Source organism: Mycobacterium colombiense CECT 3035 (assembly GCF_002105755.1).
Classification (GTDB): domain Bacteria; phylum Actinomycetota; class Actinomycetes; order Mycobacteriales; family Mycobacteriaceae; genus Mycobacterium; species Mycobacterium colombiense.
In genome coordinates this window covers 1,559,539-1,580,446 of record NZ_CP020821.1, presented here as the reverse complement: position 1 = coordinate 1,580,446, position 20,908 = coordinate 1,559,539, and the positions used below count along the sequence as shown (strand labels likewise).

Annotated in this window: 17 protein-coding genes and 2 pseudogenes; 10 read left to right on the top strand and 9 right to left on the bottom strand. The window is 70.7% G+C overall.

Going from position 1 to position 20,908, the window contains the following annotated elements; all coding sequences use genetic code 11:
- Positions 1–5 precede the first annotated feature (5 nt).
- The 4 genes and pseudogenes from B9D87_RS07365 (at position 6) to B9D87_RS27180 (ending at position 3,399) form a co-directional block, all read left to right on the top strand.
- A complete protein-coding gene (locus tag B9D87_RS07365) occupies positions 6–755 on the top strand; it encodes an SDR family NAD(P)-dependent oxidoreductase (protein WP_007770865.1) in 750 nt (249 codons plus the stop codon).
- A complete protein-coding gene (locus B9D87_RS07360; RefSeq protein ID WP_007770866.1) occupies positions 752–1,918 on the top strand; it encodes a bifunctional cobalt-precorrin-7 (C(5))-methyltransferase/cobalt-precorrin-6B (C(15))-methyltransferase in 1,167 nt (388 codons plus the stop codon). The genes B9D87_RS07365 and B9D87_RS07360 overlap by 4 nt, the downstream gene beginning before the upstream one ends.
- Positions 1,915–2,649: pseudogene (gene cobM / locus B9D87_RS27185) on the top strand (precorrin-4 C(11)-methyltransferase); the annotation flags it as partial. The gene B9D87_RS07360 and the pseudogene cobM, both read left to right, overlap by 4 nt.
- Positions 2,650–2,670: 21 nt before the next feature.
- Positions 2,671–3,399: a cobalt-precorrin-6A reductase gene (locus B9D87_RS27180; protein WP_040630255.1), complete on the top strand. Its 729-nt coding sequence runs from the start codon at positions 2,671–2,673 to the stop codon at positions 3,397–3,399.
- On the opposite strand, the gene sigC is transcribed toward B9D87_RS27180, so the two are convergent.
- On the bottom strand, positions 3,388–3,942 hold the full coding sequence (gene sigC, locus B9D87_RS27410) for an RNA polymerase sigma factor SigC (RefSeq protein ID WP_007770868.1): 555 nt from the start codon (positions 3,940–3,942) through the stop codon (positions 3,388–3,390). The two genes, B9D87_RS27180 and sigC, sit on opposite strands and share 12 nt — an antisense overlap.
- Positions 3,943–4,107: 165 nt before the next feature.
- A pseudogene (locus B9D87_RS27405) lies at positions 4,108–4,749 on the bottom strand (DUF2275 domain-containing protein); the annotation flags it as partial.
- 177 nt (positions 4,750–4,926) lie between these two features.
- On the opposite strand from B9D87_RS27405, the gene B9D87_RS07345 reads away from it, so the two are divergent.
- The gene (locus B9D87_RS07345; protein WP_007770869.1) at positions 4,927–6,582 is read left to right on the top strand and encodes a PPE family protein; all 1,656 of its coding nucleotides are present in this window, start codon (positions 4,927–4,929) and stop codon (positions 6,580–6,582) included.
- Here the strand turns inward: B9D87_RS07345 and B9D87_RS07340 are convergent.
- The 3 genes from B9D87_RS07340 to cobG are packed head-to-tail and all read right to left on the bottom strand — an operon-like array spanning position 6,579 to position 9,820.
- Entirely contained in the window at positions 6,579–8,057 is a 1,479-nt protein-coding gene (locus B9D87_RS07340; protein WP_007770870.1) for a precorrin-2 C(20)-methyltransferase, read from the bottom strand. The genes B9D87_RS07345 and B9D87_RS07340 overlap by 4 nt on opposite strands.
- On the bottom strand, positions 8,054–8,680 hold the full coding sequence (locus B9D87_RS07335; protein WP_007770872.1) for a precorrin-8X methylmutase: 627 nt from the start codon (positions 8,678–8,680) through the stop codon (positions 8,054–8,056). The genes B9D87_RS07340 and B9D87_RS07335 overlap by 4 nt, the downstream gene beginning before the upstream one ends.
- Positions 8,681–8,725: 45 nt before the next feature.
- Entirely contained in the window at positions 8,726–9,820 is a 1,095-nt protein-coding gene (gene cobG / locus B9D87_RS07330) for a precorrin-3B synthase (RefSeq protein WP_007770874.1), read from the bottom strand.
- A 100-nt stretch (positions 9,821–9,920) separates the two neighbouring features.
- Here cobG and B9D87_RS07325 point away from each other — a divergent pair, with 100 nt between their 5' ends.
- From B9D87_RS07325 to cobN, 5 genes are all read left to right on the top strand, one after another.
- Positions 9,921–10,736, top strand: coding sequence for an ABC transporter permease (locus tag B9D87_RS07325; RefSeq protein ID WP_007770876.1), 816 nt, complete (start codon positions 9,921–9,923; stop codon positions 10,734–10,736).
- A gap of 11 nt (positions 10,737–10,747) precedes the next feature.
- Positions 10,748–11,503, top strand: coding sequence for an ABC transporter ATP-binding protein (locus B9D87_RS07320; RefSeq protein WP_007770877.1), 756 nt, complete (start codon positions 10,748–10,750; stop codon positions 11,501–11,503).
- Complete coding sequence (locus tag B9D87_RS07315) at positions 11,500–12,510, top strand: ABC transporter substrate-binding protein (protein WP_007770878.1); 1,011 nt, start codon at positions 11,500–11,502, stop codon at positions 12,508–12,510. The genes B9D87_RS07320 and B9D87_RS07315 overlap by 4 nt, the downstream gene beginning before the upstream one ends.
- 107 nt (positions 12,511–12,617) lie before the next feature.
- Positions 12,618–13,292 carry an alpha/beta hydrolase gene (locus B9D87_RS07310; RefSeq protein ID WP_040630266.1) on the top strand — a complete coding sequence of 225 codons (675 nt, stop codon included), beginning with the start codon at positions 12,618–12,620 and terminating at the stop codon, positions 13,290–13,292.
- A gap of 47 nt (positions 13,293–13,339) precedes the next feature.
- Complete coding sequence (cobN, locus tag B9D87_RS07305; RefSeq protein WP_007770884.1) at positions 13,340–16,915, top strand: cobaltochelatase subunit CobN; 3,576 nt, start codon at positions 13,340–13,342, stop codon at positions 16,913–16,915.
- Positions 16,916–17,026: 111 nt separating this feature from the next.
- Here the strand turns inward: cobN and B9D87_RS07300 are convergent, their stop codons facing one another.
- The 4 genes from B9D87_RS07300 to B9D87_RS07285 are packed head-to-tail and all read right to left on the bottom strand — an operon-like array spanning position 17,027 to position 20,851.
- Positions 17,027–17,830, bottom strand: coding sequence for an SDR family NAD(P)-dependent oxidoreductase (locus B9D87_RS07300; protein WP_007770885.1), 804 nt, complete (start codon positions 17,828–17,830; stop codon positions 17,027–17,029).
- 24 nt (positions 17,831–17,854) lie between these two features.
- Positions 17,855–18,466, bottom strand: coding sequence for a TetR/AcrR family transcriptional regulator (locus B9D87_RS07295; RefSeq protein ID WP_007770886.1), 612 nt, complete (start codon positions 18,464–18,466; stop codon positions 17,855–17,857).
- A 4-nt stretch (positions 18,467–18,470) separates the two neighbouring features.
- On the bottom strand, positions 18,471–19,616 hold the full coding sequence (locus B9D87_RS07290) for a sulfotransferase family protein (RefSeq protein ID WP_007770887.1): 1,146 nt from the start codon (positions 19,614–19,616) through the stop codon (positions 18,471–18,473).
- The gene (locus B9D87_RS07285; protein ID WP_007770888.1) at positions 19,613–20,851 is read right to left on the bottom strand and encodes a DUF1214 domain-containing protein; all 1,239 of its coding nucleotides are present in this window, start codon (positions 20,849–20,851) and stop codon (positions 19,613–19,615) included. Before B9D87_RS07285 ends, B9D87_RS07290 begins: the two co-directional genes overlap by 4 nt.
- Positions 20,852–20,908 lie beyond the last annotated feature (57 nt).

The window sequence follows — 20,908 nt, the reverse complement described above, 5'->3', positions numbered from 1 at the left end:
CAGCCGTGGACGACACGGGCGCGGGACCAGTACTAATCCTGGGCGGCCGCAGCGAGATCGGGATCGAGCTGGCGCGACTGCTCGCGCCGGGCGCGACGGTCGTGCTGGCCGCCCGCAACGCCGACCGGCTCGCTGAGCAGGTCGACGCGCTCACAGCCGCCGGCGCGACGGCGGTCGACACCAGGGAGTTCGACGCCGACGACCTGGCCTCACACGGCCCGCTGGTCGCCTCGATCGTCGCCGACCACGGCCCCATCGGCACCGCGGTGCTGGCGTTCGGCATCCTGGGCGACCAGACCCGCGCCGAAACCGACGCCGCGCATGCGGTCGCCGTCGTCCACACCGACTACCTCGCCCAGATCAGCCTCCTCACCCACCTGGCCACGGCCATGCGCGCAGCGGGCACCGGCCGGCTGGTGGTGTTCTCCTCGATCGCCGGGGCGCGCGTGCGCCGCGCCAACTACGTGTACGGCTCGGCCAAGGCCGGCCTGGACGGCTTCGCCAGCGGCCTGGCCGACGCGCTGCACGGCACCGGGGTCCGGCTGCTGATCGCCCGGCCGGGATTCGTCATCGGCCGCATGACGGAAGGCATGGCGCCCGCACCGCTGCCCAGCACGCCCGCGCAGGTGGCCGCCGCGACCGCGCGTGCGCTCGCGAAGGGCCGCCGCACAGTGTGGATCCCGTGGGCGCTGGGCCCCGCGGCCGCGGTGATGCGACTGCTGCCGCAGTTCGTCTGGCGCAGGATGCCCCGATGATCATCGTGGTCGGTATCGGCGCCGACGGCATGGCCGGGCTCGGTGAGGCATCCCGTGCCGAACTCAGAAGCGCCGCAGTCATTTACGGCTCCAAGCGGCAACTCGACCTGCTCGACGACACGGTGCGCGCGCCGCGTCGGCAGTGGCCGTCGCCGATGCTGCCCGCGCTGCAAACGCTGCTCGGCGAGCAGACGGGCGACGTGCACGTGGTGGCCAGCGGCGATCCGCTGCTGCACGGCATCGGGGGCACCCTGATCCGCCTGCACGGCCGCGACAACGTCCGGGTCCTGCCGCACGTGTCGTCGGTGACGCTGGCGTGCGCGCGGATGGGCTGGAACGTCCACGACACCGAGGTGATCAGTCTGGTCACCGCGCCCCCGCACACCGCGGTGCGTCGCGGCGGTCAGGCGATCGTGTTGTCCCAAAGTAATTCCACGCCAACAGAACTCGCCGCGCTGCTCGCCGCGCACGGCCGCGGCGATTCGGAATTCACCGTTCTCGAACGCCTCGGCGGCCCCGACGAGCGCCGCCGCGACGGCACCGCGCACGGCTGGGCCGACGACCGAGACCTCGACGACCTCAACGTGATTGCCGTGCGCTACCTGCCCGACGAACGCGTGGCACCCCTGCCCGACGACGCCTTCACCCACGACGGGCAGATCACCAAGCAAGGCATCCGCGCGGTGACGCTGGCCGCCCTGGCGCCGCGCCCGGGGGAGCGATTGTGGGACGTCGGGGCGGGCTCGGGCAGCATCAGTGTCCAGTGGTGCCTGAGCGGACACGGTTGCAGCGCGGTGGTTTTCGAGAGCAACGAAGAACGCCGGCGCAACCTCGGCGTCAATGCCGCGGCCTTCGGGGTCAGCATCGAAGTGCGCGGCGAGGCACCCGGCGCGTTCGACGGCGCCGAGGCGCCGTCGGCGATCTTCATCGGCGGCGGGCTGACCCAACCCGGCCTGCTCGACGCCTGCTGGGCCCACCTGCCAGCCGGCGGGCGACTGGTCGCCAACGTGGTCACCACCGAGTCCGAAGCCGTTCTGACACAAGCACACCAGCGCCTGGGTGGCGAGCTGCGACGCTTTCAGCACTATCACGGCGAGCCGCTCGGCGCGTTCACCGGCTGGCGCCCGCAGTATCCCGTCACCCAGTGGGCGGTGGCCAAGTGACGGTGTATTTCATCGGCGCGGGCCCGGGAGCCGCCGACCTCATCACCGTGCGCGGACAGCGGCTGCTGCAAACCTGCCGGGTGTGCCTGTACGCCGGCTCGATCATGCCCGACGACCTGCTGGCGCTGTGCCCGCCGGACGCGAAAGTGGTTGACACCGGCCCGCTGACGTTGGACCAGATCGTCGCCGAGCTGAGCGAGGCGCACGCCGCCGGCCTGGACGTGGCGCGGCTGCATTCCGGTGATCCGTCGCTCTACAGCGCGCTGGCCGAGCAATGCCGGCGGCTCGACTCCCTGGGCATCGCCTACGAAATCGTGCCCGGCGTACCGGCTTTCACCGCCGCGGCGGCCGCGCTGAAGCGCGAGCTCACCGTTCCCGGGGTGGCGCAGACCGTGACGCTGAGCCGGGTCGCGACGCTGTCGACGGCCATGCCGCCCGGCGAAGACCTCAAGACCCTGGCCCACTGCGGCGGGACCCTCGTCCTGCATCTGGCCGCCGCGCAGATCGACGCCATCGTCCCGCAGCTCCTCGAAGCCGGCTATCGCCCCGAAACACCGGCTGCCGTGGTGGCTTTCGCGAGCTGGCCGCAAGAGACGGTGCTGCGCGGCACCCTCGCGGACATCGCCGGGCAGATGCACCGGGCCGGCATCACCAAGACCGCCGTCATCGTGGTCGGCGACGCGCTGACCGCCGGCGGCTTCACCGACAGCTACCTGTACTCGGCCGGGCGCGCCCGGGGGGAGCAGGCACTGATGCGCGTCCTGCTGCTCGGCGGCACCGGCGAGGCCCGCGCCCTGGCGAAAACCCTGCACCCGCGCGTCGACGTCGTCAGCTCCCTGGCCGGGCGCGTTCCGGATCCGGCGCTGCCGGTCGGGCCGGTGCGCATCGGCGGCTTCGGCGGCGTCGACGGGTTACGGCGCTGGCTGCAAGACGAACGCATCGACGCCGTCGTCGACGCCACCCACCCGTTCGCGGCGACCATGACGGCGCACGCCGCCGTCGCGTGCGCCGAATCGCGGATCCCGCACCTGATCCTGGCCCGCCCGGCGTGGGATCCGGGCGGCGCCATCGTGGTCGACTCGGACGCTGACGCCGCCGAAACCGTTGCCCGGCAGGGTTATTCGCGGGTGTTCCTCACCACCGGACGCTCGGGCGTGCGGGCCTTCGCCGGCAGCGACGCATGGTTCCTGATCCGGGCGGTCACCGACCCCGACGCGTCCGCGCTGCCGCGTCATCACCGGGTGCTGCTGTCCCGCGGACCCTACGGCTACGACGACGAGTTCGCGCTGCTGCGCGAGCACCGCATCGACGTCCTGGTCACCAAGAACAGCGGCGGGGACATGACCCGGGCGAAGCTGGATGCCGCCGCGGCGCTCGACGTTGCGGTGGTGATGGTGGCGCGCCCGCCGCTGCCCGCCGGGGTGTTGACCGTCGGCTCGGTGGCCGAGGCCGCCGAATGGGTTGGCGCCCTAGCCGGTTAGGTGGCCGCGCTCCCCATCGGCCAGCAGCGCGTCCCGGGCACGGGCAACACGGGAGCGGATGGTGCCCACCGGGCAGCCGCAGACCGCGGCGGCGTCCGCGTAGGGCAGGCCGAGCAGTTGGGTGAGCAGAAGTGCTTCGCGCTGTTCGGCGTTGAGGTTGGCGATCATCGTCGTCACCTCGACGAGGTCCTCGAATCCGCGGGCGTGCCGGTCCCCGCGCACCACGTGCTCGGGATCGGCGCCCAGGGCGGCGCGGGGCCGTGATTGCAGGTGCCGGATGTGGTCGGCCACGACGCGGCGCGCGATCGACAGCAGCCAGGTCCGCGCGCTCGAGCGCCCGGAGAATCGCTCGATGGCGCCGATGGCGCGCAGGAAGGTCTCCTGGGTCAGATCGTCGGCGTTGCCCGTATCCGACAGGTAGGCGACGAACCGCCACACGTCTTGCTGGGTGGCCTTGATGAACGACTCGAGCGCTCGCGCGTTTCCGCGTGCGGCTGACAACGCGAGCTCGGTTACGGCCTCGTCGTCGCTCGGCGCGGTCATGCCCAACCACCTTTGTTGTGCGAGTTTTCCGATTCTACGACGGCTCGTCGTAGAGGACGCGGTGGGGTCGATGGCCGCGCGATTGATCGGCCGCAGGTGCCCGCGCCGCCGGCCGGTGGGCGAGTCCGCCGCCCAGGCGGGGAAGTCGGAGTCGTCGGAGGCGTCGGCGCCGCGCCGCCGGTGCGAGCCCACCCGTTCCCGCGCCACCAGCAATGCGAACGCCAGGCCCAACAACAGGGGCATGTGGCTGGCGATGCGGGTCGCGGTGACTTCGGCGTCGAAGGCGTCGACGATCACATAACCCAGCAGCGCAACGGAGTAGACACCGGTGATCGCGGCCACCCCCGACGCGGAGGCGGGCCAGACGCCGGCGGCGATCATGGCCAGGCCCAGCGCCAGCAACCAGGCCGTCGACTCGTGCATCAGGTGCTCGCCGGACATCGCGCCGTGCATATGACCGGAGACCATGCCGAAATCGATTCCGCTGATCTGGGCGGCGGCGATCGCCACCTGGAAGAGGCCGACGGCGATCAATCCCCAGCGCCGGTAGTGCGACCGCAGCCAGCGCATCCGGGCGTGGTGGCCGGTGGGCTGCTCGCCGATGCTGGCCATGATCTTGTCGACCAGATCGGGTCCCTCGCCCGGAGTCACCGAGGCGAACCGGCGCGTCTGCACCGCCGCCCCGATCAGCCAGGAGCGGCAGCTGCGGCAGGATTCGAGGTGGGCGTCGACCTGCTGCGCGAGCACCTGGGGCCGCTCGCCGTCCAGTCGAGCCGACAGCGCTTCGCGCGCAATCTCACACCGCATCCCTGCATCGTTGCGCATGGCCCGGCCCTGCGCAAAGACTCGCGAGATTTTGCGCCGCAACGACATCGCCGGGAACTTTTCCGCGCCGGCAACCGACCTCTGGTCGTACGCATCGCCCAGCCCATCCAGAAGATTCACCGAAGAGGTATTCGTGCTCTTGCCTGAAGGCCCCCGACGATGACCGCCCCGATCTGGATCGCGTTTCCACCCGAAGTGCACTCGACGTTGCTCAGCAGCGGCCCCGGCCCCGCGCCGCTGCTGGCCGCCGCATCGGCATGGTCGTCGCTGAGCGCCGACTATGCGACCGCGGCCGCGGAGCTCGACGGAGTGCTGGGCGCCGTGCAGGCGGGTTCGTGGGACGGGCCCAGCGCGGACCAGTACGTCGCGGCACACGCCCCCTACCAGGCCTGGCTGCTGGAGAGCGCGGCCAAGAGCACGGCGGCGGCGAGCCTGCACGAGACCGCGGCCACCGCCTACACCACGGCGCTGGCCGCCATGCCGACGCTGGGGGAGCTCGCGGCCAATCACGCGGTGCACGGGACGCTGGTCGCCACGAACTTCTTTGGGATCAACACCATTCCGATCGCGGTCAACGAGGCCGACTACGCGCGCATGTGGGTACAGGCCGCCACCACGATGACCACCTACCAGGCGGTCAGTTCATCCGCCCTGGCGGCGGTCCCGGCGACGACGCCGGCGCCGACGATCGTCGTGCCGGGCGCCGAGGCGGGCACCGCGGGCGTGGCGGCGGCGCAGGCGGCCGCGGTGGCACCGGCGGCGGATTCCGGCTCCAACCTCAACAAGGCGGACGCCTCGAGCGCCCAGCAGCAGGCCACGTCGGCGACGCAGACCTACCCGTCCTGGCAGGACCAGCTCACGGCGTGGTTGAAGCAGTACACGCAGAACTTCGCCTGGCCGGTGTCGGAAGAATTGAACCCCAACGGCTGGCCGTTTCCACCGGTGCCGTGGGTGAACAGTCTCGCCTCGTTCTTCGGGCAGCTCGGGCTGTCGCCTGCCCTGTCCAGCGCGCTGGGCTGGGCCATCTTCCACACCCTGATGATCTTCTGGCCGTTCATCCAGCTCGCGATCCAGATGGCGGTGGTGCTCGCACCGGTCGTCGTCGCCGCGATCGGCGCTGCCGCGGCGGGCGGGGCGGCGGCCGCGGTCACCGCGATCAGCGTCGCGGTCCCACTTTCGACGCCGGCGCCGTTGCCGGCCGTCGCCGCGGCGCCCGCACCGGTGGCCGCTCCGGCGCCCGCGATCGCCAGCGCGCCGGTCAGCGTGAGCCACGTGCCGACACCGTCGACCGCCCCCGCGACGACGGTCGCCGGCTCGGCCGGCGGCGGACCGGCCGGTGGGGGACCCGGCGTCGGCTTCGGTCCCACGGCGACCGACGGCATCGGGGCGAACGTGTCCAACGCCCTGTATGCGGTGGGGCTTTCGGGACTGTCGGCGCGCGGCAGCGCGAGCAGCCGGTCACGGCGTAAGTCGGAGGAACCCTCGGCCGACGACGTCGACGCGCCCGCCGGTGCGGCCGCGGGCGCCGCGGCCAAGAAGAAGGCCAGGGCCCGCCGGCGTCGCGGTGGCACCGCCACGGAGCGGGCATACCGCTACGAATTCATGGACCTCGACGACGGTGCGGATCCAACCGGTGACGCCGAAGACCGTTACGCCGCAAGCCCTTCCGAGGACAGCGCCGGACCGCTCGGATTCGTCGGTGCCGCAGCCAAATCCGGTGGCGCGCAGGCGACCGGGTTGGTGACGTTGACCCGTGACGGGTTGAGCGACGGCCCCACCGTGCCGATGATGCCGAGCACCTGGGACCGCGACTAGCCCTGGTAGCGCCGCGGTGTGAAGACCCGGTCGGTGGAATCGTGTGAGTACCACTGGGTTTGCGACGAGCCGACGATCAGCAGGCAGCGCATGTCGATCTCGCCGGGATCGAGGTCGGCCAGCCTGACCACGCGGACGTCTTCGTCGGGGCCGGAGACGTTGCGGCCGATCACCACCGGGGTGCCGGGTTCGCGGTGGGCCAGCAAGATGTCGCGCATCTCGCCGACCTGCCAGGTTCGTGTCTTGGATGCCGGGTTGTAGACGGCCAGCACCAGGTCGGCGGCCGCGGCGGCCCGCAGCCGCGCGGAGATCACCTCCCATGGCTTGAGGCGGTCGGATAACGAGATCACCGCATAGTCGTGTCCCAACGGGGCGCCGACCCGGCTGGCCACCGCCTGGGCGGCGGTCATCGCCGGGATCACCCGGACCTGCACGCCGGGCCATTCTTTGGCCTCTTCCAGCACCGCGGTGGCCATCGCGAACACACCGGGGTCGCCCGACGAGACCACCGCGACGGCGCGGCCCTGCTCGGCGAGCGCGCAGGCCAGCCGCGCCCTCTCGGGCTCGTCACGGTTGTCGCTGGGGTGACGTCGCTGACCGTCGCGAGCCGGGACGCGGTCCAGGTAGCCGCCGTAGCCGATCAGGTCGCTCGCCGCGGCGAGCTCGCGCCGGGTCTGCGGCGTCATCCAATCCACGTCCCCGGGGCCCAGGCCCACCACCGTGACGCTGCCCGTCGCGGGCTCGGGCCGGCCGCGCTGCCCGCCCGGCAGGATGGCCAGCGAGAAGTACGGGACGCCGGCCTCGTCGACGTCGGCGGCGGGCAGTATGCGTTGCGCGGCGGTGCTGGCTCGCTCCACGTAGAACGCGTCGTCAAGCCGACCCGATGCCGAAAGCGCTTCCCGCACAGCATGATACGAACGCCCGAGCTTCAGCACCACGGCGGCGTCGGCGTCCGCGAGCCGGCGGGTCAGCTCTTCGGCCGGCAAGGTGCCCGGCAGCACCGACAGCACCTCGTCGCCGGCCACCAACGGTGTCGCGATGGCCGCCGAGGCGGCGCTCACCGACGTCACGCCGGGCACGATGACCGCGTCGAACCGCTCGGTAAGCCGGGTGTGCAGGTGCATGTAGGAGCTGTAGAACAGCGGGTCGCCCTCGGCCAGCAGGGCGACATTGCGCCCGGCGTCGAGGTGTCCCGCGATGCGCTCGGTCGCCTCGACGTAGAAGTCCTCGATCGCGCCGGCATAGCCGCCGGGATGGTCGGTCGTCTCGGTGGTGACCGGGTAGACCAGATGCTCCTCGATCTGGCCCGGCCGCAGATACGGTTCGGCGATGCCGCGGGCGATGCTGCGGCCGTGCCGGGCGCTGTGGTAGGCCACCACGTCGGCCTCGCCGATCACCCGGGCGGCTTTGACGGTCACCAGTTCCGGGTCACCGGGCCCCAGGCCGACGCCCCAGAGCGTGCCCCGCGCGGTCATTCGCGGTCGCTCGCGATCGCGTTGACGGCCGCGGCGGCCATCGCACTGCCGCCGCGGCGGCCCCGCACCACCAGATACGACGTCCCGCGCGGGTTTTCGATGAGCTCCTGCTTGGACTGCGCCGACCCGACGAAACCCACCGGCCCGCCCAGCACTCCGGCCGGCGGGGCGAGCCCGTCGTCGATCAGTTCGAGCAGCCGGAACAGGGCGGTCGGGGCGTTGCCGATCGCCAGCACCGCGCCGGGCAGCCGGTCCGCCCACAACTCGACCCCGGCCGCCGAGCGCGTGGTCTGCCGGCGGGCGGCCAGCTCGGCCGCCCGCGGATCGCCCACCAGCGACACCACCTGGTTGTCGGCAGGCAGCCGCGCGGCGGTGATCCCGGCGGCCACCATCGACGAATCGCACAGCACGGGAGCACCGGCGCGCAGCGCCGCGCCGACGCGCTCGACGACGTCGTCGGTGAACGCGACGTGCTCGGCTACGTCGACCTGACCGCAGGTGTGGATCAACCGGACGACCACCCGTGCCACGTCGGCGGGGAATCGCGCCAGGTCGGCTTCGGCGCGGATCGTCGCGAACGACTGGCGATAGATCTCCGCCGCGTCGCGGATGTAGTCGAGCACCCGCCCACTTTAAGGCTCGTCCGCGCGGCGACCCGCCGCGCCCGGCTACAGCCGCCGGTATCCGTCCGGCGTGGCCACCAGCACCTCGCCGGCGAGCGGGCTGCCGCACGCGCGTTCACAGCCGACGAAGTGCCGGTGCACCGTCGACCCGGCATCCAGCGAGTGCGCGGCGTCGGCCCGCACGTCGGCGGCAGAGCGCGCGCAGCCAGGGCTGCCGGTGCAGGCGCTGACCGCCAGCCACGGGGAGTTCTCGTCGAACACCAAGCCCAGGGGCGCCAGGACTCGCAACGCGGTGTCGGCCACCTCTTCACTGAGATCGCACACCAGCACCGACCGCCACGGCGTGATCACCATCGGCGCCTCGATCGCGGCCAGGTACTCCGCGACATGTGCCGGCAGCATGCCGAGCGGCACCGCGGCGCCCAGCGTCACCCGCCCGTCGTTCTGGCCGATCCAGCCCACCGGCCCCCGGGTGACCGCCGAAAAGGCGGTGGCGTGCGGGTCGGCGCCGGGCAGCAGCCGCCGTACGTCGTCCAATTCCTGGACGCGCCAAGCCGTTCCGCGGATGTCGACGAATCGCATCGCGAGGGTGATCAGCGTCTCGACCACCTCGCCCGCCGCCAGCCGGACGCCGGTGTCTCGTCCGGCCAGCAGGAGCGCACAGCCGTCGGGGAAGGCGTGGACGCCGACGTCGGCGCGCAGGCCCGAGACGTCGCCGCGCCCGTCGTCGAGGCTGAACCAGAATCGGCCGCCCAGCTCGGCCAGCCTCGGCTCGGCGCAGAGCGCGGCATCGAGCTCGCCGACCCAGCGCCGAACGTCGACATTGCCGCCGGAGCGCCCCGACAGCGGCGACGCCACGATGTTGCGGACCCGCTCGTGCGTCGTCGACGGCAACAGGCCCGCGGCCGCGAGCGCCTCGCCCACCGCGGTCACGTCGGTCAAGCCGCGCAGTTGCACGTTGCCCCGGGCGGTCAGCTCGAGCGTTCCCGAACCCGACTCGTTGCTCACCGCGGCCAGTGCGGCCAGCTGGGCCGCCGTGATCATGCCGCCGGGCAGCCGGACCCGGGCCAAGGCGCCGTCGGCCGCCTGGTGCACCTGCAGCGCACCCGGGCATGCGTCGGTGTCCCGCGCCCTGGCCACCCGTCCACGGTACGGCCCCCGCTGGGGACGGCGACCGGGATTGCCGTCAGCCAGACGTAAACCCTTACCCCGGCCCCGGCCGCGCCATAGCGTCGCAACGGTGAGCATCGCCACCGCGCTCGACGCTGCGCCGAGCAAGCCGGGCGGCGCCCCGGCCGGATTATGGCTGCGCCGCAAATGGGAAATCGTGCGCGTCGCGTCGCCTCTGGCGCTGCTGGCGCTGTGGCAGCTGGGCAGCGCGCTCGGCGTGATCCCCGCCGACGTGCTCCCGGCGCCGTCCCTGATCCTCGAGGCCGGCGTCGAGTTGACCCGCAACGGCCAGCTCGCCGACGCGCTGCACATCTCCACCGTCCGCGTTGTAGAGGGGCTGCTGCTGGGCGGGGTCATCGGGATCGTGGCGGGCGCTGCGGTCGGTCTGTCCCGCTGGGTCGAATCGACCGTGGACCCGCCGATGCAGATGATCCGGGCGCTGCCGCACCTGGGACTGATCCCGCTGTTCATCCTCTGGTTCGGCATCGGCGAGCTGCCCAAGGTGCTGCTCGTCGCCCTGGGTGTGGTTTTCCCGCTCTACCTCAACACCTTTTCGGCGATCCGACAGGTCGACCCCAAGATGCTGGAAACCGCTCAGGTGCTGGGCTTTTCGTTTGCCCAGCGGTTCACCCGGATCATCGTGCCCAGCACGGCGCCACAGGTGCTCGTCGGGTTCCGCCAATCATTGGCCATCGCGTGGCTGACCTTGATCGTCGCCGAGCAGATCAACGCGGACAAGGGGATTGGTTTCCTGATCAACAACGCCCGCGATTTTCTGCGCATCGACATCATCATCTTCGGGCTGACCATCTACGCGCTGCTGGGCATCGTCACCGACGCGGTGGTCCGGCTCATCGAGCGCCGCACGCTGCGGTATCGACACTGAAAGGTCCAGGCTTGACACTCATCGCGGAACCGGCCGCCGCCACCCGCGGGCGGACCGACATCGCCGGCGAACTGCGCCACGTCGACAAGTGGTACGGGAACCGGCAGGTGCTCAACGACGTTTCGGTGCGGGTGCGCCGCGGCGAGATCGTCGCGCTGGTGGGGCGCAGCGGCTCGGGCAAATCGACGGTGCTGCGGGTGCTCGCCGGGCTGTCGGCCGACCACGGCGGGCAGCGTGTGGTGGCCGGCGCACCGGCGCTGGCATTTCAGGAGCCGCGCCTGTTCCCGTGGCGCGATGTGCGGACCAACGTCGGTTACGGCCTCACCCGCAGCCGCCTGCCGCGGGCGCAGATCCGGGACCGCGCCGAGCGGGCGCTGGCCGACGTGGGGCTGGCCGACCACGCCGGGGCATGGCCGCTGACCCTGTCCGGCGGTCAGGCGCAACGCGTTTCGCTGGCCCGGGCGTTGGTGGCCGAGCCGCAACTGCTGTTGCTCGACGAGCCGTTCGGGGCGCTGGACGCGCTGACCCGGCTGACGATGCACACCCTGCTGCTACAGCTGTGGCGCCGACACGGGTTCGGGGTGCTGCTGATCACCCACGATGTCGACGAAGCGGTCGCGCTCGCCGATCGCGTGCTGGTGCTCGAGGAAGGCCGGGTCGTCCACACGCTGACCATCGACGAGCCTCGTCGCGCGCCCGGCGATCCCGGTGCGCACACCGAGCGGCATCGCGCGGAGTTGCTGGATCGCCTTGGCGTCCGGCTGTGACGCGGCGTTTCGTCGCGCTGGCCGCGACGCTCGTATTCCTGGTGGCCGGATGTGTCTCGCGCACAGCGAATTCGGGCCCCAAGCCGCCGCCTGCCCCGGTGCCGCTGTCGGAGTTGTCGGGCCTCACCCTGCAGGTGGGGGATCAGAAGGGTGGCACCGAAGCGCTGCTGCGCGCCGCGGGACAGCTGGACAATCTGCCCTACCGCGTCGCGTTCTCGACCTTCACCTCCGGACCGCCACAGGTCGAGGCGGCCACCGCGGGCAAGATCGACTTCGCGATCACCGGTAACACGCCGCCCATCTTCGGGGCCGCCAGCAACGCGAAGATCAAGGCGGTCTCCGCGTATGGCGGCGGCGGGGCGGGCAATCGCGTTCTGGTGCATGCCGATTCGCCCATCGCGTCGGTGTCCGACCTGCGTGGCAAGGCGATCGCGGTCGCCAAGGGCAGCTCGTCGCACGCCAACCTGCTGGCCCAACTGGACAAGGCCGGGCTCAAACCCGCCGAGGTGAAGTTCGTGTTCCTGCAGCCCGCCGACGCGCTGTCGGCGTTCAGCCAGCACCAGGCCGACGCCTGGGCCATCTGGGATCCGTACACCGCCCAGGCCGAACAGCAGATCCCGGTCCGCAGCATCGCCGAGGCGCAAGGCGTCACCAACGGCGACTGGGTGGGCGTCGCATCCGACCAGGCACTGGGCGACCCGAAACGCAACACCGCGCTGTCCGACCTGCTGGTCCGTTTCGAGAAGGCCGTGCAGTGGGCCAGGGCCCATCCCCAGCAATGGGCCCAAGACTATTCCGCCGCAGTGGGATTGGATCCTCAAGTGGCGGCGGTCGCGGCGACGCGCAGCCTGCGGCTGCCGACCGAGCTCGGCGACGACGTCGTCGCGTCGGAACAGAAGCTGGCCGATTTGTTCGCGGCCGCAGGCCAGCTCGCGTCCTCGCCCCGGTTTGCCAACTGGGTCGATCGTCGATTCAACGAGGCGTTGCGACAGGGCCTGGTGAGCTGATCCGAGAGTCGTGGCGGCACAGTCGCTCCTGCGCGGCAACGGGCCGCGACAAAGAGTTCTGCCCGATCGAGGATTGAACACGCGTCAGTACGGGCATCCTCGTGGCCGTGAGGACGGTGGAGTATGCCCCGGGCCGGTGGGCCGACGTCTTCGGCGAGCCGGCGCCGTCGACGATCTTGCTGTGGCACGGCGCGCAAACCGATGCCCGCGCCGCCGTCGGCCCCCTGGCCGGCATGCTGGCCGGGCGCTCCGCGGTGGTGGTGGCACCGGACTGGAACTCCCACGCCGATGACGGCGGCCGCGCGGACCTGCTGCGGTCGCTGGAGTTCACCCGCAACCTCGCCGTCGACGCCGGGCGCATCCTGCTCGTCGGGTGGTCGATGGGCGGCGCCGCCGCGGCGGGCGTGACACTGCACGCGGCGCAATTCGACTTCACTCCCGCGCACACGGTCTGCCTCGCCGGAGCGTTCATGGTCCCCGACCCGATCTCCGGTGCGCCCCTGACCGACGGCCTGAGCGACGCCGAGGTCCGTTCGCCGTTCTCGTTGCTGCACGGCCTCGACGATGACGTCGTGCCGGTGGACGCCAGCAGGGACTTCGCCGCCCGCCTGGAACGCATCGGCTGGCCCGTGGAGGTGGTGGAGCTCGACGCCGATCACGGGTCGATCGCCGGCGCGGACTACGACGCCCTCGCGGACCGCTACGAACCGGCCAAGGACGGCCCGGCCCGAATCATGGCGCAACAGGTCGCGGGCCGGATCGCGGCGATGCTGGGTGGTTGATCGGTCCCAGTACGCGCGAGCGCGCCTCGTTGCGGTACGAATGACGGGTGGCTGAGCCGACCATCCTGCTGCTGTCGACGTCCGATACGGACCTGATCAGCGCCCGTTCCAGCGGGAAGAACTATCGGTGGGCCAACCCGTCGCGGCTGTCCGAAGACGAACTGCCCCACCTGCTGGCCGACGTCGCCATCGTGGTGGTGCGAATCCTCGGCGGCTACCGGGCGTGGCAGAGCGGCATCGACACGGTGATCGCCAGCGGGGTGCCCACGGTGCTGGTCAGCGGCGAGCAGGCCGCCGACGCCGAGTTGACCGGTCTGTCCACGCTTGCGGCCGGCATCGCGGTGCAGGCGCACATCTACCTGGCCCACGGCGGCGTGGACAACCTGCGCCAGCTGCATGCCTTCCTCTCGGACACCGTGCTGATGACCGGGTTCGGATTCACCCCGCCGGTCGTGACGCCGACGTGGGGGGAACTCCCGCGGCCGAACGCCGTTGACACCGACGGCCCGACGATCGCCGTGCTGTACTACCGCGCGCAGCACTTGGCCGGCAACACCGGCTACGTCGAGGCGCTGTGCCGGGCCATCGAGGACGCCGGCGCCCGGGCGATGCCGGTCTACTGCGCGTCGCTGCGCACCGCCGAACCCGAACTGCTGCAACGGCTGGGCGACGCCGACGCCATGGTGGTCACCGTCCTGGCGGCCGGGGGACTGAGGCCTGCGGAGGCGGCGGCCGGTGGTCCCGACGACAGCTGGAACGTCGAACACCTTGCCGCGCTGGATATTCCAATCCTGCAGGGGCTGTGCCTGACCAGCCCGCGGGCCCAATGGCGCGCCAACGACGACGGCCTGAGCCCGCTCGACGTGGCAAGCCAGGTGGCGGTACCCGAGTTCGACGGCCGCATCATCACGGTGCCGTTCTCCTTCAAGGAGATCGACGACGACGGCCTGATCTCGTATGTCGCCGACGCGGAACGCTGCGCCCGGGTCGCGGGGCTGGCGGTGCGCCACGCGCGGCTGCGTCGCGTCGCGCCGGCGGACAAGCGGGTGGCCCTGGTGTTCTCCGCCTATCCCACCAAGCACGCCCGCATCGGTAACGCGGTCGGGTTGGACACGCCGGCCAGTGCGGTCGCACTGCTGCGAGCGATGCGCGAGCACGGCTACCGGGTGGGTGAGCTGCCGGGCGTCGAGGCCGACGACGGCGACGCCCTGATCCACGCGCTGATCGAGCGGGGCGGCCAGGACCCCGACTGGCTCACCGAGGGCCAGCTGGCGGGCAACCCGATCCGGGTGTCCGCCAAGGATTACCGCGATTGGTTCGCAACCTTGCCCACCGAATTCACCGACGCCGTCACCGAGCACTGGGGCCCGGCGCCCGGGAATCTTTTCGTCGACCGCAGCCACGATCCCGACGGCGAAATCGTGATCGCCGCAATGCAATCGGACAACCTGGTGCTGATGGTGCAGCCGCCCCGCGGCTTCGGGGAAAACCCGGTCGCCATCTACCACGACCCGGACCTGCCGCCCAGCCACCACTACCTGGCCGCCTACCACTGGCTGGACGTCGGGTTCGGGTCGCACGCCGTGGTGCATCTGGGCAAGCACGGCAACCTGGAATGGCTGCCCGGCAAGACGCTGGGCATGTCGGCGGCCTGCGGCCCCGACGCCGCGCTGGGCGACCTGCCGATGATCTACCCGTTCCTGGTCAACGATCCCGGCGAGGGCACGCAGGCCAAAAGGCGCGCGCACGCCGTTCTGGTCGACCATCTCATCCCGCCGATGGCGCGCGCCGAATCCTACGGTGACATCGCGCGTTTGGAACAGCTGCTGGACGAGCACGCCAACGTCGCCGCGCTGGACCCCGGCAAGCTGCCCGCCATCCGCCAGCAGATCTGGACGCTGATGCGGGCCGCGAAGATGGACCACGATCTGGGGTTGACCGAACGGCCCGAGGAAGACTCGTTCGACGACATGCTGCTGCACGTCGACGGCTGGCTGTGCGAGATCAAGGACGTCCAGATCCGCGACGGCCTGCACATCCTGGGGCAAAAGCCAACGGGGCAAGCCGAACTCGACCTGGTGCTGGCGATCCTGCGCGCCCGCCAACTGTTCGGCGGCGAGCATACCCTGCCCGGATTGCGGCAGGCCCTGGGCCTGGCCGAGGACGGCACCGACGACCGCGCGGCGGTCGATCGCACCGAGCGCGTGGCCCGCGAGCTCGTGGGTGCCCTGCAGGCGAGCGGGTGGGATGCCGATGCGGCCGAACGGATCACCGACAACGCTGAGGTCGCCGCGGTGCTGCGATTCGCCGCCACCGAAGTGGTGCCGCGGCTCGCCGGCACCGCCGCCGAAATCGAGCAGGTGTTGCGCGCCCTGGACGGCCGGTTCATCCCGGCCGGGCCGTCCGGATCCCCGCTGCGCGGCCTGGTCAACGTGCTGCCCACCGGCCGCAACTTCTATTCCGTCGACCCCAAGGCGGTCCCGTCCCGGCTGGCCTGGGAAGCCGGCGTGGCACTGGCGGATTCGCTGCTGGCCCGCTACCGCGACGACCACGGGCGGTGGCCGCAATCGGTCGGGTTGTCGGTGTGGGGCACCTCGGCCATGCGCACCGCCGGTGACGACATCGCCGAAGTCCTTGCCCTGCTCGGTGTTCGGCCGGTGTGGGACGACGCGTCGCGGCGCGTCGTCGATCTGGCGGCGATTCCGCTGGCCGAGCTGGACCGCCCGCGCATCGACGTGACGGTGCGCATCTCCGGTTTCTTCCGGGATGCCTTCCCGCACGTCGTGACGATGCTCGACGACGCGGTGCGGCTGGTCGCCGAGCTCGACGAGCCCGACGAGGACAACTTCGTCCGCGCGCACGCCCAGGCCGACCTGGCCCAGCACGGCGACCAACGCCGTTCCACCACAAGGATTTTCGGCTCCAAGCCGGGCACCTACGGCGCGGGCCTGCTGCAGCTGATCGACAGCCGCAACTGGCGCGACGACGCCGACCTCGCCGCCGTGTACACCGCGTGGGGCGGCTTCGCCTACGGCCGGGACCTCGATGGCCGCGAGGCCGTCGACGACATGAACCGGCAGTACCGGCGCATCGCGGTGGCAGCGAAGAACACCGACACCCGCGAACACGACATCGCCGACTCCGACGACTATTTCCAGTACCACGGGGGCATGGTGGCCACGGTGCGCGCACTGACCGGGCAGGCGCCCGCCGCCTATATCGGCGACAACACCCGCCCCGACGCGATCCGCACCCGCACCCTGTCGGAGGAGACCACCCGCGTGTTCCGGGCGCGGGTGGTCAATCCGCGCTGGATGTCGGCGATGCGGCGGCACGGATACAAGGGCGCGTTCGAGATGGCGGCGACCGTGGACTACCTGTTCGGCTACGACGCGACGGCCGGGGTCATGGCCGACTGGATGTACGAACAGCTCACCGAGCGCTACGTGCTGGACCCGGAGAACCGCAAGTTCATGTCGGAATCCAACCCCTGGGCGCTGCACGGCATGGCCGAGCGGCTGCTGGAGGCGGCCGGGCGTGGCATGTGGGCGGAGCCGCAGCGCGAAACCCTCGACGGCTTGCGCCAGGCGCTGCTGGAAACCGAGGGCGATCTGGAAGGCTGAGCCAGTGCCGGCGCACCACGCGACCGCGAGTGTGACGGTGCAGTCACGCTGGAGCACCAAAGTGACTGTGCCGTCACACTCGAGCTGACGGGTGAGCGCTGACGGGTCCCCCTAGATGAAGTCCGACCCGCCGTCCACGTTGACCGTCGCGCCGGTGACATAGCCGTTGCGCCGCGACGCCAGGTAGGCGGTCAGGGAGGCGACCTCTTCGGGCAGCCCGGCGCGGCCGAGGTCACAGGGCTGGTGAAAGTTGTCGTCGATCCAGGTCATGACGTCGACCGGATCGGTGGCGTCCAGGCCGTCGGCCGCGAGGATGTCCCTGAGCGCTTCGGTGAAGCTTGCGGTGACGATGGTGCCCGGGCACACGCAGTTGACCAGAATGCCGTCCTTGGCAAGGCTTTTCGATAGATTCTTGGTGACGCTGGCCAACGCCGATTTCGCCGCCGTGTAGGCGACGATCCGCGGGTTTTGGCGCTGAATCGAATGCGCGGACAGCGTCACGATGCGGGCCCAGTCCGCGGAGCGCAGCAGCGGCAGGGCGGCGCGAATCGATCGGACGCCCGACATCGTGCCGAGGGTGAACGCCTCGTCCCATTGTGCGTCGTCCATCTGCTCGAAATAGCCGTCGCCCGGTCCGATCGTGTGGACGAGGGTGTTGAGTTGTCCCCAACGCTGTGCGACGGCCGCGAAGCCGGCGCTGATGGACGCGGCGTCGGTCATATCCACGCTGACGCCCACGGCATCCGGAGCGCCGGCCCGGCGCAGCGACGAGACGGCGGCCTCGAGCGCGCGGTGGCCTCTGGCCATCACCGCCACGCTGGCCCCTTCGGCCGCAAGGGTTTCTGCGATGGCCAGTCCCATGCCCTTGCTGCCGCCGGTGACCACGGCCGTCGATCCGGCAAAGCCCAGGTCCATCGCTCGTCTCCTTTGATCGGTACTTCAGGCCCGCACGCCCAGCCCACGCAGGCAGAACTGCAGCATGCGTTCGCGGAGAACGTTGCGGTCGCAATCGCCGGTCGCCCAGTGCCGGTTGATGCCCGCCCAGACCACCCCGTGGATGAACTGGGCGTCCGTCACCGGGTCGACGCCGTGGAACACCCCGCTGCGCAGGCCGCGCTGCAGCGCCTCGCCGAGCGGCTTGAGCATCTCCGCGTACGCGGGTTGTATCAGCGCGGAGGACTGCGACTGGGCCTGGATCGACACACGACGCAAGTCGGATTTGATGGCGTGATCGAACGCCAGGTCGAGTCGTCCGTCGATCCACGCCGCGACCGCGTCGACCTCCGTGGCCGCAGACGCCATCCGGCGTCGCAGCCGCCGTTCCTCCGCGCGCGCCATGTCGAGAAACAACGCGGTCAGCAGATCGTCCTTCGAATCGAAGTGCCGATAGAACGCCCGGGTGCCCAGGGCGGCCTCCTCCAGCACCGCGCCGATGCTGAGTTTTCCAATTCCCTGCTCCCGCAGGATGGTTGAGGCGGCGGCCAGGATATCGCGGCGCACCGTGGCGTCCGGGCCGAGTTTTTCGCGTCGCCGCGTGCGGGGGGAGCTCACGGATTCAGGCGGTCGCGTCGTAGGCGGCGAGATAGTCCGCGAACCGCTCGCGAACGCCTTGGGGTGTCAGGCCGTAGTCGGCCAGGTCATAGTCATGCGTGCCGCGTGAGCCGGGCCGGTGCTCCGTGGCCCAGCGCGTGACGGCCCCGAGGGTGTCGTCGGTGAAGGTCAAGCCGAGGGTGGCGTAACTGGTTTGCAGCGTGCCGACCGGATCCGTCTGAAGGTCCGCGAACGAGACGTCGGCGAACCGGTCATCGCCCATCCGGCTGCGGAAATCCATCGCCCGGCGGACACCTTCGACCCAGCTGTCGACTTGCTCGGCGCCGAGTTCGGTCGCGTCGTCGCGGTCGCTGCTCCAGCTACGCACGTACCGGATCAGACTGCAGACCGACCCCATCACTTTGGCCGGATCGCGATGACTCCAAAGGAATTTGGCGTCGGGATATGCCTCGACGAGCGCGTCGAGGGCGAACATGTGCACAGGTGTCTTGAGATGCCACAGCACCGGCGGGCAGTGCCACTGCAGCAGCTGGAGCACCCGCCGGTGAAAGATGTAGGTCTCGCGCATGTCGCAGCCCATCAACCACGCGAGATACCCGGGTGCGCGCACGGCGCCGTCAAAGTGGAAGGTGCGGAAGCTCATTCCCATCAGGTCCTGGCATTCGGTCGGCGCTGTGGCCTCGGAGTTGTACAGCGTCTTCATCAACGGAAACATGTCGTCGAGCATCTTCAGGCCGGCCTCGGCCTGCGCGATCCGCGGGTCGCTGTGTTCGGTGGCGGATTCCGGCGGCGGGGTGGGCGCCTGCGACTCCCACATCCGCAGCGATCGGAACTGCGGATCGGCGGCCACCAGCTGGCTCAGCGCGGTGGTTCCGGTGCGGGGCAGGCCGATCACGAAGACGGGGCCACCGACCGTCTGGTCGTCGATCTCGGGGTGCTGCCGGTAGACATCCTCGACCTTGAGCCGTTGGATCAGCGCGTTGCTGACGGTGGCGTGCTGGATGACCCGCCCGATGTCGTTGAGGTCCGCCTCGCTGTTCAGCGCGTCGACGATGCGTTCGAGTCCCTCGCGGTAGTAGGACGACCCGAAATCGTCGAGGCCGGTTGCGCTTCGAGCGCCGTCCTCCAGCTCGTCAGCATCGAAGGTCACCGTCCGAACCTTTCGTGCACCGCGCGCCGCCGTGCCGCGAGGATGGCCGCGCGCTCTTCGGGGTTGACTTGTCTGGTGTCCGAGGGCAATTCGGTGCGGATGGCGTCGAACGGCACCACCCGTGTCCTCGGGGTGGGCGCCGTTTCGGTCCGCACGCAGCGCAGGATGATCGGGCCGTTGCTGTGGCCGGCGGTGTCCAGCCAGTTGGCGATCCCGGGGTCACGGTCGCACAGCACCACGCGGACCAATCCATCGGAATCCACGGCGGCCTGGTGGGCATTCAGGCTGGACTGGTGGCGCCCGTAATGGATCGTCTCCCACCACGGGTTGCCGATCGAGAAGCTCCAGTAGACGCCGCGCGGTGGTTCCACCTCGACCACCAAGGCCTGGCCCGGCTGCAGCTCCCACCGGCCGATCACCGGCCGGTTCTCCGCCGCGGCCCCCATGTCGGTGCGATCGATCGCGGGCAGGAAGCCGTTGGGCGGTGCGGCGGCCCCGAACTGCAAAAAGAACGCCAGGTTGTCCGCGACGAAGTCGCCGAGCGCGGTCAGTTGCCGTGTGACCGCCGAGTAGGGATCGACCGGGCGGGGTGTCGCGCGGACCGGGTCACCGAGTCGCTCGATGCGCAGCGACGATGCCACCTCGGTATCCCAGTCGTAGAAGAAGTGCCGCACCGTCAGCGTGGGATGCTCACCGTCGATGCGCATCCAATTGCCCGCTCGCCCCGGCTGTTTCGAGGCCGACAGCACCACCTCGAAATTCCCGTCGGGATCCGTTTCGAGCTCGTCGACCAACTCGTTGGCGGTTGCGGTGATGCCGTTCATCGTCTGCAGCCCGACGTAGCGGGCGGTGCCGCGGTTGCCGTACAGCCGATAGCTCTCGCCTCCCCGCAATGCGGCGCGGGTGTAGAGGCAGTCCGGGCACTCCATTCCCCAGGTCACGATGTCGTCGGTGCTGGTGCGCTGGACGCGCAGCGCGGGATTCGGATCGAACCGCAGCGCTTCGTCGACACCCGCGGCCAGCAGCACCAGCAGGTGCCGGATCCCGGCGGCGGCGTCGATCCGATTGCGGCTTGCCGGCTCGGATTCGACGGTCTGCGCGGCGTCGTTGAGCCGGCTCAAGAGCTGTGACCATGCCGCAAACAGATCGGGATCGCTCGTCCCGGCCGGCGATTCCAAGGCCGCCTCGGCGATCGTGAACGGCAACCACGCCAGCGGCTTGTTCGGATCGCCCATGATTGCCTACCTCGATCGGTGCTCCGCGTTCTTAAGTGAAAATAGCGTTTTCATTTA